The organism is Marinobacter koreensis, assembly GCF_023156285.1.
In the GTDB taxonomy this organism is placed as follows: Bacteria; Pseudomonadota; Gammaproteobacteria; order Pseudomonadales; family Oleiphilaceae; genus Marinobacter; species Marinobacter koreensis.
Genome location: NZ_JAKZAJ010000002.1, coordinates 585446 through 597460 on the forward strand (window position 1 = coordinate 585446; position 12015 = coordinate 597460).

Annotated in this window: 12 protein-coding genes; all 12 read right to left on the reverse strand. The window is 58.3% G+C overall.

The annotated features are described in order from the left end of the window. Positions 1-9: 9 nt before the first annotated feature. The 12 genes from MLD04_RS07770 to MLD04_RS07825 all read right to left on the reverse strand — a co-directional run bounded on the left by MLD04_RS07770 (position 10) and on the right by MLD04_RS07825 (position 11994). Positions 10-1380 (reverse strand): amidase, encoded by a 1371-nt coding sequence (locus MLD04_RS07770; RefSeq protein WP_248156543.1) that lies wholly within the window; start codon positions 1378-1380, stop codon positions 10-12. An 87-nt stretch (positions 1381-1467) separates the two neighbouring features. Beyond that, positions 1468-3300, reverse strand: a complete 1833-nt coding sequence (glmS, locus tag MLD04_RS07775) for a glutamine--fructose-6-phosphate transaminase (isomerizing) (RefSeq protein ID WP_248156550.1) — start codon at positions 3298-3300, stop codon at positions 1468-1470. A gap of 30 nt (positions 3301-3330) precedes the next feature. Beyond that, positions 3331-4695, reverse strand: coding sequence for a bifunctional UDP-N-acetylglucosamine diphosphorylase/glucosamine-1-phosphate N-acetyltransferase GlmU (gene glmU, locus MLD04_RS07780; RefSeq protein ID WP_248156552.1), 1365 nt, complete (start codon positions 4693-4695; stop codon positions 3331-3333). A 138-nt stretch (positions 4696-4833) separates the two neighbouring features. Beyond that, complete coding sequence (locus MLD04_RS07785; protein WP_008940025.1) at positions 4834-5256, reverse strand: F0F1 ATP synthase subunit epsilon; 423 nt, start codon at positions 5254-5256, stop codon at positions 4834-4836. Between the two features lie 47 nt (positions 5257-5303). After that, the gene (gene atpD / locus MLD04_RS07790; RefSeq protein WP_248156554.1) at positions 5304-6695 is read right to left on the reverse strand and encodes a F0F1 ATP synthase subunit beta; all 1392 of its coding nucleotides are present in this window, start codon (positions 6693-6695) and stop codon (positions 5304-5306) included. 54 nt (positions 6696-6749) lie between these two features. Continuing rightward, positions 6750-7619, reverse strand: coding sequence for a F0F1 ATP synthase subunit gamma (gene atpG / locus MLD04_RS07795; RefSeq protein ID WP_248156556.1), 870 nt, complete (start codon positions 7617-7619; stop codon positions 6750-6752). A 75-nt stretch (positions 7620-7694) separates the two neighbouring features. Beyond that, positions 7695-9239 carry a F0F1 ATP synthase subunit alpha gene (atpA, locus tag MLD04_RS07800; RefSeq protein ID WP_248156558.1) on the reverse strand — a complete coding sequence of 515 codons (1545 nt, stop codon included), beginning with the start codon at positions 9237-9239 and terminating at the stop codon, positions 7695-7697. 28 nt (positions 9240-9267) lie between these two features. Next, a complete protein-coding gene (locus tag MLD04_RS07805) occupies positions 9268-9804 on the reverse strand; it encodes a F0F1 ATP synthase subunit delta (protein WP_248156560.1) in 537 nt (178 codons plus the stop codon). A gap of 12 nt (positions 9805-9816) precedes the next feature. Further along, entirely contained in the window at positions 9817-10287 is a 471-nt protein-coding gene (locus MLD04_RS07810) for a F0F1 ATP synthase subunit B (RefSeq protein ID WP_248156562.1), read from the reverse strand. A 47-nt stretch (positions 10288-10334) separates the two neighbouring features. Beyond that, entirely contained in the window at positions 10335-10574 is a 240-nt protein-coding gene (gene atpE / locus MLD04_RS07815) for a F0F1 ATP synthase subunit C (protein ID WP_008940031.1), read from the reverse strand. A 61-nt stretch (positions 10575-10635) separates the two neighbouring features. Next, entirely contained in the window at positions 10636-11562 is a 927-nt protein-coding gene (gene atpB / locus MLD04_RS07820) for a F0F1 ATP synthase subunit A (protein ID WP_248156564.1), read from the reverse strand. Positions 11563-11571: 9 nt separating this feature from the next. Continuing rightward, positions 11572-11994 carry a F0F1 ATP synthase subunit I gene (locus tag MLD04_RS07825; RefSeq protein WP_248156572.1) on the reverse strand — a complete coding sequence of 141 codons (423 nt, stop codon included), beginning with the start codon at positions 11992-11994 and terminating at the stop codon, positions 11572-11574. Positions 11995-12015 lie beyond the last annotated feature (21 nt).

Below are 12015 nucleotides of genomic sequence, written 5' to 3' on the forward strand. Positions count from 1 at the left end.
GAAAATCGGCTAATCGCTAGACAGTACTTTTTCGATGGCAGATGCGGATGCCAGGATCTGGCGATCGAGTCCATTACGGCCAATCAGCATCAGGCCACTGGGCAGCTCGTCACCGGTGTGATTGGGCAACGTTATGGCACAGAGGTCCAGGACGTTCGCAACGGTTGGATTGCGCAACACCAGCAAATTGGTGCGACCGTATACCTTGTCGTCCGAGAGATCACTCAACAGGGGTGGTTCGATCGGGACGGTCGGTGCCAGCAGACCGTCATAATCTGACAGGAAGGCGTCCGCCCGGGACATACTTTCAGCACGGAGATGCAACAGCGCCTGATAATCCGCGGCACTGATCAGGGCTCCCCGCTCCATCCGGGATTTTACCCGGGGATCGTACTGATCGCCGTGTTCCGCCAACCAGTGGCGGTGTCGAAAATACGCCTCGGCCGCGGTGAGTCCGCCACCGGCCAACAGCTCCGGCAGACGATCAAGCACCGGAACCTGCGCCTCGATCACAGTAGCGCCGGCGTCCCTCAAGCGCTTCAGGCTTCGCTCGAAGGCGTTACCCACGGCGGGAGATAACTCATCCAGCATATAGTTCCCGGGAACCACAAAGCGGAGGCCCTCCAGGTCCGGCCGTCGTGGCGGCGGAAAGGGTGTGCCCGCCAGTACGGCATCAAGACGCGCACAGCAGTCGACGCTCCGGGCGATCGGCCCGATGGAATCGTAACTGTCAGAGAGCGGAAAGGTGCCCTGGCGGGGAATTCGATATTGGGAGGGTTTGAATCCCACCAGGCCACAGAAGGCTGCCGGAATCCGGACCGAGCCCCCGGTATCGGACCCGATCGCTCCGGCCGCCATTCCCGCCGCCACGGCAACCGCCGAACCTGAGGAGGAGCCACCGGCGATACGGTCCGGGGCAAGGGGGCTGAGGGGCGTTCCGTAATGGGGGTTGAGACCGAGGCCGGAGTAGGCAAACTCGGTCATGTTGGTGTGTCCGGTAATGACCGCACCGGCTCTTCTGAGCCGGGAGACAATCAGGGCGTCGGTCGACGCAGTCTCGGACCACCATCGGGAACCGGAATGGGTGACTTCGCCCTGCACGTCGAACAGCGCCTTGATCGCAATCGGTAAACCGGCCAGTTCGCCAACGGGTACCTTTGCCTGGCGGAGGGTGTCCACGGCCTCGGCCTCGGCTCTGGCCGTCTCATCAAACCTTTTCGTATAGGCCTGATGAGCCGGTTCATCCCGGCGGTCAGCGGCGCTCAGGCAAGCGTCCAGTATCTGGGCCGCACTCCAATGACGCTGATCCAGTCCCTGAAGCAGGTCGCCGAGAGTAGCATCCGGAAACGACCGGTCAGTCGCGGTGTCGCTTTGAGCCATATTGTCACCATTGGTCTCTCTGAATTCCCGGATAGACCAGCGGTATCAAGACGATAAGTCGCGCTCGCCCGGAGCGGCAGCCTCAACCTATTCGACAGTGACGCTCTTCGCCAGATTCCTGGGCTGGTCCACATCCGTGCCTTTCAATACCGCCACATGGTAGGACAATAGCTGCAACGGCACCGTATAGACAATGGGCGCGGTAATCTCGTGCACCGAGGGCAACGAGAGCACATGGACACTCTCTTCCGGCCGGACCTTTGCGGCTTTGTCGGCGAAGACGAACAGCTCGCCGCCGCGCGCCCGGACCTCTTCGAGATTCGATTTGAGCTTCTCTACCAGGTCGTTGTTGGGCGCTACCGTAACGACGGGCATTTCCCCATCCACCAGCGCCAGAGGTCCGTGCTTGAGTTCACCGGCCGGATAGGCTTCCGCGTGGATGTAGGAAATTTCCTTGAGTTTCAGGGCACCCTCCAGGGCGACCGGGAACTGGGAGCCCCGGCCCAGGAACAGGCTGTGGTTCTTGTCCATGAATGCCCTGGCCATCTCGGCAATGTCGTTATCCAGGGCCAGCACGTCGCTGACCTGGCCGGGTAACTGATGGATAGCGCCGACGATATCGGCTTCCCGGGCCGCATCAAGGCCGTTGTGGCGGGCCAGTGCCAGGGTGAAGATCAGCAATGCGGTCAGCTGGGTGGTAAACGCCTTGGTGGAAGCCACCCCGATTTCAGGCCCCGCCTGGGTCATGATCACCAGATCCGATTCCCGGACCAGGGAACTGCCCGGAACGTTACAGATGGCCAGTGCCGCCCGGAAGCCGGCCTGTTTGGCCTGGCGCAGCGCGGCGAGCGTATCGGCGGTCTCCCCGGACTGGGAGATACACAGGAACAGGGTATCGGGCTGGATCACATGCTTGCGGTAGCGGAACTCCGATGCCACCTCCACAGAGCAGGGCACGCCGGCCAGTTCCTCGATCCAGTAACGGGCGACCATACCGGCGTGGTAGGAGGTGCCGCAGGCAATGATCTGGACGTGGCGGACGTTCTCCAGCAGGTTGGCGGCATCGGTGCCCAGGGCCTGTTCCAACACACGGGAATCGGTCAAGCGACCTTCCATGGTGGCCTTGATCACCTTTGGCTGCTCGTAGATTTCCTTGAGCATGAAATGGCGGTACTCGCCCTTTTCGGCAGAGTCCGTGCCGTGCTCGAAGCGCGCCACCTTGCGCTCGACCGGTGTGCCTTCTCGGTCATGGACGGATACGCCGTCCTTGCGAATATCGGCAATGTCGCCTTCTTCGAGGAACATGAAGCGGTCGGTGACCGGCAGCAGTGCCAGTTGATCCGAGGCGATGAAGTTCTCACCGATACCTACGCCCACAACCAGAGGGCTCCCCTCGCGACAGACGACCAGGTGGTCCGGTTCGTCGGCATGTACGACGGCCAGGGCATAGGCACCGCGCAAACGGGCAATCGCCGCCTTCACCGCGTCGTAAAGCCGGCCGAGATCACGGTAGTTCTTTTCAATCAGGTGGGCGACCACTTCGGTATCGGTTTGTGAGGAAAATTCAAAGCCGTCGGCCCGGAGCTCCTCCCGGAGTTCCTGATAATTCTCGATGATGCCGTTGTGAACGATGGCCAGACGCTCGCCGGACATGTGGGGATGAGCGTTCACCTGTGAAGGCTCGCCGTGCGTCGCCCACCGGGTGTGGGCAATGCCGAGGTGACCACTGAGGGGATTGCTGTCGATGGCATCGGACAACGCGGCAACCTTGCCCACTTCCCGTGCACGCTGGACAAGGTGCTTGCCGTCGATCACGGCCATGCCGGCGGAGTCGTATCCACGGTACTCGAGGCGGCGCAGGCCCTCCAGAAGAATGCCCTGGACGTCCCGTTCAGATACCGCTCCTACAATCCCACACATGTTGCTGTCACCTGCTCGTTAATCGTTCGTTTAGGCTTTTTTCGGTTTTTCCCAGCCGGCAATATTGCGCTGCCGTCCCCGGGCCACCGCCAGTTCATGATCCGCCACATCCCGGGTAATGGTGGAACCGGCTCCAATGGTGGCCTCGGCCGCGACTGTGACCGGCGCCACCAGAGCCGTATTGGAGCCGACAAAGACGCCATCCCCAAGCACGGTGCGGTATTTATTTACCCCATCATAATTGCAGGTGATGGTGCCTGCACCCACATTCACATTACGACCCAGTGAGGCATCGCCGACGTAGCTGAGGTGATTGATCTTGCTGCCCTCGCCTACGACGGCCTTCTTGGTTTCAACGAAGTTGCCCACCTTGGTATTGGCCGCCAGTTCCGTACCCGGGCGCAGGCGCGCAAACGGCCCAATCTGGGCGTTGTTACCGATCACTGCGCCTTCGATCACGCTGTTTGCCTTGATCTCGGTGCCATCGGCGATGCTCGAGTCCTTGATGACACAGCCCGGGCCGATGGTCACATTGCTGCCCAGGTGCACCCGGCCCTCAAACACCACGTTCACATCGATCCACAAATCGTTGCCGATGGTCAGTTCACCGCGCACATCCACCCGGGCGGGGTCGGCCAGGCTGGCGCCTTCTGTCATCAGGCGTTCAGCCTGCTGGCGCTGGTACCAGCGTTCCAGTTCGGCCAATTGCAGACGGTTGTTGACGCCCTGTACTTCGAAGGCGGTGAGCGGCTGGGAAACCGTCACACCCATGCCCTGTTCCACCGCCAGGGCAATAATATCGGTCAGATAATATTCCCCCTGGGCATTGCGGTTCGAAAGTGTGGGCAGCCAGCTTTTCAGGTGCTTTGCGGACACGGCGAGAATGCCGGTATTCACCTCATGGATGGCCTGCTGGTCGGCGCTGGCATCTTTCTGTTCCACGATCGCACGGACGTTACCATCACCGTCCCGGACAATCCGGCCATAGCCGTGGGGGTTATCGAGGTCTACGGTCAACAGCGCCAGCGTCTGGTCATCGAGACCGCTCACCATCGCTTCCAGGGTTGCGGCACCGATCAGGGGCACATCGCCGTACAGAACCAGAACCCGGGCGTCGTCCGGCAGTCCGGGTAGCGCCTGGGCAACGGCGTGGCCGGTACCCAGCTGTTCTTCCTGCAGCACCCAAGTGACCGAGGCATCGTCCAGGGACTCACGAACCCATTCCGCGCCATGACCGATCACGGTGTGAATTTGCTCCGCCCCGAGCTGCTTTGCCGTGTCAATAACGTGGTGCAGCATTGGCTTTCCGGCAACCGGATGCAGGACCTTGGGCAGGGCGGATTTCATTCTCGAGCCCTGGCCGGCGGCCAGGATCACAACGTGTAACGGGCTCATGGACACTTCAGGCTCCCGGTCTGTTCATGATGTCAAAAAAAACCGCAACCTTCGGGGCCGGAGTTCCGACGCCGGGCGTCGGGGTTCCAGCCGCTCAGGATGCGGCTTTGGTGTTCGGCAAACCCGAAACGAGATGGTTTAACGCATCTTGTTCCGCAGCTGCTGAATGGTACGAAGCTGCGCAACAGCTTCCGCCAACTCTGTAGCTGCACGGGAATACTCGAATTCACCGGTCTTGTTGGCAAGCGCCTTTTCCGCCTGTTTCTGGGCTTCAAGGGCAGCAGCCTCGTCAACATCCTTGGCACGAACGGCTGTGTCTGCCAGCAAAGTCACCAGATTGGGCTGGACTTCCAGATATCCGCCGGATACGTAAAGAATCTCTTCTTCACCACCCTGCTTGATAATCCGAACAGGACCAGGCTTCAGTGCGGTGAGCAGGGGCGCGTGACCCGGGGCAATACCCAGGTCACCGTCCGAACCCGCTGCAATCAGCATTTCAACCAATCCGGAATAGATCTTTGTTTCGGCACTTACTACGTCACAATGTACGGTCATACTCACGTCAGTCGCCTCTTTGATCGATCCGGAAACTAGGTACTCGGGTCAGATTACTCGCCCTTGCCCTTCATTTCCTTCGCTTTCTCGACCGCCTCCTCGATGCTGCCGACCATGTAGAAGGCCTGCTCGGGCAGGTCATCGTAGTCGCCGTTCAGGATGCCCTTGAAGCTGCTGATGGTTTCCTTCAGCGGTACGTACTTGCCGGGCGCTCCGGTGAAGACCTCGGCAACGTGGAACGGCTGGGACAGGAAACGCTCGATCTTCCGGGCACGGGCAACGGTCAGCTTGTCGTCTTCAGACAGCTCGTCCATACCCAGGATCGCGATGATGTCCTTGAGTTCCTTGTAACGCTGCAGGTTGGTCTGTACGCCGCGAGCCACTTCATAGTGCTCGTGACCGATGACCAGCGGATCCAGCTGACGGGAGGTGGAGTCCAGCGGGTCGATCGCCGGGTAGATACCCTTGGAGGCGATGTCACGGCTCAGAACCACGGTCGCATCCAGGTGCGAGAAGGTGGTTGCCGGAGACGGGTCGGTCAAGTCATCCGCCGGTACGTAGACCGCCTGGATGGAGGTGATGGAACCGTCTTTGGTAGACGTGATCCGCTCCTGGAGCTGACCCATCTCTTCCGCCAGAGTCGGCTGGTAACCTACCGCAGAAGGCATACGGCCCAGCAGTGCAGATACCTCGGTACCGGCCAGGGTGTAACGGTAGATGTTGTCAACGAACAACAGTACGTCACGACCTTCGTCACGGAACTTCTCGGCCATGGTCAGGCCGGTCAGTGCCACACGCAGACGGTTTCCGGGAGGCTCGTTCATCTGGCCGTAGACCATCGCTACTTTATCAAGGACGTTGGAGTCCTTCATTTCGTAGTAGAAGTCGTTACCTTCCCGGGTCCGCTCACCAACACCCGCGAATACGGAGAGACCGGAGTGCTCTTTCGCGATGTTGTTGATCAGCTCCATCATGTTTACGGTCTTGCCCACGCCGGCGCCGCCGAACAGGCCAACCTTACCACCCTTGGCGAACGGGCAGATCAGGTCGATAACCTTGATGCCGGTTTCCAGGAGGTCGGCGGAAGCCGACTGGTCGGCGTAGCCCGGTGCCTTCCGGTGGATGGCCCAGCGCTCTTCCTCGCCGATGTCGCCCTGCTCGTCGATGGGACGACCCAGAACGTCCATGATCCGGCCCAGGGTCTGAGTACCCACGGGTACGGAGATCGGCTTGCCGGTGTTTTCTGCTGTCAGGCCACGCTTGAGGCCCTCTGTGCTGCCCATTGCGATGGTACGAACAATACCGTCACCCAGCTGCTGCTGGACTTCCAGGGTTGTTTCGCCACCTTCAAGCAGCAGTGCGTCATATACCTTGGGTACGGAGTCACGTGGAAATTCCACGTCGATAACCGCGCCAATGATCTGAACGATTTGTCCGCTACTCATGCTCGGTTCCTCGTTATATTGAAAGTCAATAAAACCAGTTGGATCGTGGCCGCCTTAAACTGCGGTCGCGCCGCTCACGATCTCTGAAATCTCTTGGGTGATGGCTGCCTGACGTGCCTTGTTGTAGGCCAACTGAAGCTCGTCAATGATGTTGCCGGCGTTGTCGGTCGCACTCTTCATGGCAATCATCCGAGCGGCCTGCTCGCAGGCCAGGTTTTCCACCACGCCCTGATACACCTGAGATTCGATGTAACGTATCAGGAGGCCATCGAGAATCGGCCGGGCATCCGGCTCGTAGATGTAATCCCACTGGCTTTTGTTGACGTCTTCACCGCTCTCTTCTTCCTTCGGCAGCGGCAAAAGCTGACTTACCGAAGGCGTCTGTGTCATGGTGTTCACAAACTCGTTGCTCACCAGGTACAAGCGGTCAATCTTGCCTTCCTGAAACGCGTCCAGCATCACCTTGACGGTACCGATCAGCTGATCGGCACTGGGCGAATCGCCCAGGTGCGTCAACGCAGAGATGACGTTGCCACCGTAGTTGCGGAAGAAAACAGCGCCTTTTTGACCGATCGCACAAAGATCAGCCTCGACGCCCTTGTCCTTCCACTGTTTCATATCGCGAACCAGTGCCTTGAACACGTTGATGTTCAGACCACCACAGAGCCCACGATCAGATGAAACCACGATGTAACCGACACGATTGGCCTCACGCTCGTCCATGAATGGATGGGCGTACTCGGCGTTGGCCTTGGCAATGTGCCTGATCACCTGCTGCATCTTTTCCGCATACGGGCGAGTTGCCTGCATACGCTCCTGAGCCTTACGCATCTTACTCGCCGCCACCATTTCCATGGCGCTGGTGATCTTCTGCGTGCTCTTGATGCTGGAGATCTGATTACGTATTTCTTTTCCGACGGCCATAACTCACTGCCTTTTCAAGTTAGACACTCGAGCCCGAAACCAACAGAGCCCGCCGGAGGGGCGGGCAATCTGTGTTTACCAGGTCTGAGTGGTCTTGAATTTCTCAATTGCAGCTTTCAGGCCTGCGGCGATTTCGTCGTTGTAATCGCCTTTCTCGTTGATCTTGGCCAGGAGCTCACTCTGTTCAGTGCGCATCCAGTCCAGCAGGGCGGCTTCGAAAGACACCACCTTTTCTACATCAACGTCGTCCAGGAAACCTTCGTTTGCTGCGTACAGAACCGTACCCATTTCAGCCACAGACATCGGGCTGTACTGGTTCTGCTTCATCAGTTCGGTAACGCGCTGGCCATGCTCAAGCTGCTTACGGGTCGCGTCGTCCAGGTCAGACGCAAACTGGGCGAACGCCGCCAGTTCACGGTACTGAGCCAGGGCGAGACGGATACCGCCACCCAGCTTCTTCATGATCTTGGTCTGGGCCGAACCACCTACCCGGGAAACCGAGATACCCGCGTTCATCGCCGGACGAATACCGGAGTTGAACAGGTTGGTCTCCAGGAAGATCTGACCGTCGGTGATGGAGATCACGTTGGTCGGTACGAACGCAGACACGTCGCCGGCCTGGGTTTCGATGATCGGCAGAGCCGTCAGGGAACCCGTCTTACCTTTGACTTCGCCGTTGGTCAGCTGCTCTACATACTCGGCGTTCACGCGGGAGGCACGCTCCAGCAGACGGGAGTGCAGGTAGAACACGTCACCCGGATAGGCTTCACGGCCCGGCGGACGACGCAGCAGCAGGGAGATCTGACGATACGCAACGGCCTGCTTGGACAGGTCGTCGAATACGATCAGGGCGTCTTCGCCGCGATCCCGGAAGTATTCACCCATGGAAGTACCGGCGTACGGCGCCAGGAACTGCATGGCCGCCGGATCGGCAGCACCCGCCGCAACCACGATGGTGTGGTCCATGGCGCCGTGCTCTTCCAGCTTGCGCACAACGGCGGCAATGGAAGACTGCTTCTGACCGACAGCAACGTAGATACACTTGATGCCGCTGTCTTTCTGGTTGATGATCGCGTCGATCGCAACCGCGGTCTTACCGATCTGGCGGTCACCGATGATCAGCTCCCGCTGACCACGACCGATCGGCACCATGGTGTCGATGGCCTTCAGACCGGTCTGAACCGGCTGATCAACGGACTGACGAGCGATAACGCCCGGCGCCACTTTTTCGATCGGAGCAGTCAGGTCGGTGTCCAGATCGCCGTTACCGTCGATCGGGTTACCCAGTGCGTCCACAACGCGGCCGAGCAGTTTCTCGCCCACGGGAACTTCCAGGATCCGGCCGGTACAACGGACCTTCTGGCCTTCCGCCAGACCTTCATAGTCACCCAGAACAACCGCACCTACGGAGTCACGCTCAAGGTTGAGCGCCATGCCGAAAATGCCGTTGTCGAATTCAATCATCTCACCGTACATGACGTCGGCGAGACCATGGATCAGCACGATACCGTCGGAAACCGACAGGATGGTGCCTTCGTTACGTGCTTGAGAAGAAATATCGAGTTTCTCGATTCTCTTCTTGATGATGTCACTGATCTCGGATGGATTCAGTTGCTGCATGCCTTTATCCTCAAACCGTTATCTGCAATCAGGAACCTATCGCTTCCGCCAGCTTTTCAAGCTTGCCCCGAACCGAGGCGTCGATGACGACGTCGCCCGCGCGAATCACAACTCCACCAATCAGCGACTTATCGGTAGTGGTAGACAGGTTCACTTTACGGCCCAACTTGCGGGAGAGTGCTTCCACCAATTTGGCGTCTTCGTCGCTCGATACATCGAACGGAGAAGCCATCTCAACATTCACAGAACTCTCCAACTGAGCCCGCAATCCTTCGAACAAGGCATTGATTTCCGGCAAGAGGGGCAATCGCTTGTTCTCAGCCAGCAACGCAATGAAATTGCGTCCCTGCTCTGACAATTTACCCTCGCAGAAATCGGCGAATGCCGACGCTTTTTGCTCGTCCGGAAGTGTTGGATGCATCACCAGAGCTTTTGCCTGGGGATCGCTTGCCACCGCACTGGCGAACGCAAGCATCTCGGACCACTCGTCGAGTGTTCCGGAGTCCTGCGCAACCGCGAAGGCGGCGTTGGCGTAAGGCCGGGCTAGCGTTATCAACTCTGCCATGTCAAACCTCGTTTACAGTTGCGCAGACAGCTTGTCCAGCATCTCGCTGTGAGCTTTGGCGTCGACAGAAGTTTCCAGGATCTTTTCTGCACCGATGACGACCAACGAGGCCAGTTCCGCGCGCAGGGCTTCCTTCGCACGATTCTGCTCCCGTTCAATCTCGCCACGAGCCTGAACCAGAATACGCTCGCCTTCTTCGCGGGCATTCTCTTTGGCTTCGTCGATCAGTCGGGCTGAACGCTTGTTGGCTTGCTCAATGATCTCGGCCGCTTTTTGTTTGGCTTCACGCAGTTCCTGTGACGCTTTTTCCTGCGCCAGCTCCAGATCACGATTCGCGCGGTCAGCCGCGCTCAGGCCATCGGCAATCTTCTTCTGCCGGTCTTCCATAGCCTTGGTGATCGGAGTCCACACGTACCGCATGGTAAGCCATACAAATACGGCAAACGCGATCATTTGGCCGATAAATGTAAGGTTAAAACTCACACCGCTTCTCCACTAAATGGAATGAATTAGGTGGTCAATTTCGGTGCTTAGCCTGCAACAACGAACAGGATGTAGAGCCCCAGACCAACGCCGATCATCGGTACCGCGTCAACAAGACCCATTACAACGAAGAACTGGGTACGCAGCATCGGGATCAGTTCCGGCTGACGGGCACCGCCTTCCAGGAACTTGGAACCGAGGATACCTACACCGATCGCGGCGCCAACGGCTGCCAGACCCATCAGGATACCGCTTGCCAATATGATCAGAGCTTGTGCTTCACTCACTGTCTTATCTCCTACTTAATGGTTTAGCTTGGGTTAGTTGGTAAATGGATGTAGAACGATTTTAGTGGCTCTCACCAGTCTCGAACGACTGTGCCATATAGACGATGGTAAGAACCATGAAAATGAACGCCTGCAGAGAAATAATCAGGATGTGGAACAACGCCCAGACTATCTGCAGACCACCGCCAAAGATGCCCAGCGCCGGTCCGGCACTATACATCAGGGCAATCAGAATAAAGATCATTTCACCCGCATACATGTTGCCGAAAAGCCGCAGCCCGAGGGAAACCGGCTTGGCAATCAGGTTTACGAACTCGAGAACAAAGTTGATCGGAATGAACAGCGTCTGAACCACCGGGTTCTTGTGGCTGAACGGGTGCTTCGTCAGCTCACCCACGAAGCCGCCGAAACCTTTCTCCCGGATGCTGAAGAACAGGATCAGCAGGAAGACGTCGAACGCCATACCGAGGGTGATGTTGGGATCGGTCGACGGGACCACCTTGAAGTAAACGTGATGCGGGTCCATCCCGAAAACGTGCTCGCCAACCACGGCGGCTGCCGCCGGCAGCAAATCGACCGCAATGAGGTCCATGAAGTTCATCAGGAACACCCAGACCAGAATGGTCAGGGCCATAGGGGCGATGAGGGGATTCTTGTAGGGGAACATGCCTTTGACGTTATCCTGGACAAAATCCACGACCATCTCGACAAAGTTCTGGAATCCGCTGGGCGTATCAGAGGTCATGTTCTTCGCGACTTTCCGGAACATCACGAAGAAGATCAGCCCCAGCAGAAGGGACCATCCCATCATGTCCACGTGAATCGCCATGAAGCCCATCTGGCTGGCTTCGTGGCCATTCTGTGCCAACGTCCACACCGCCTGATCCTGACCAGGACGGGTGCCGGCCGGCAGCTGCCCAAACGTCAGGTTCGTGAGGTGGTGATCGATATAACTGCCCGCAGTTAAGGTCTCGCTTTCTCCTGCCATGTCAGTCTCTCAAGCCCTAAGTTTCAAAGATTTAGACCCCCAAAGCGCCGGGGCCAATGAATTCGTCAGCAACACCAGGATGAACGTGATGAAGAACATCCTGGCGTCCAGGGGATCTGCCCACTTAAAAACGGCCGCGAAACAAAGAGCCGTGAGCACTAACTTGACAACCTCACCCCGATAAAACGCTTTTACAATACTGCCTATCGCCCGAGCCGGCCGATAGCGAAAAACCTGTTGTGTGAACAAGGCGTTGGGCAGGGTGTAAGTCAGCCCTCCCAGTAACGCCGAATAAGCCATAACCAATCCGGCCATCAGATACCCTGCGATGGCCATGGCCAGGGTCACCCCCAATTGCACCAGGATCAGGCGATGAACCGGGGGACGCATTCTGTCCGTTTTCTGTCCCGGTTTTCTGCGTGAAATCTGCATCGTCCTGGCCACCTGTCGGGT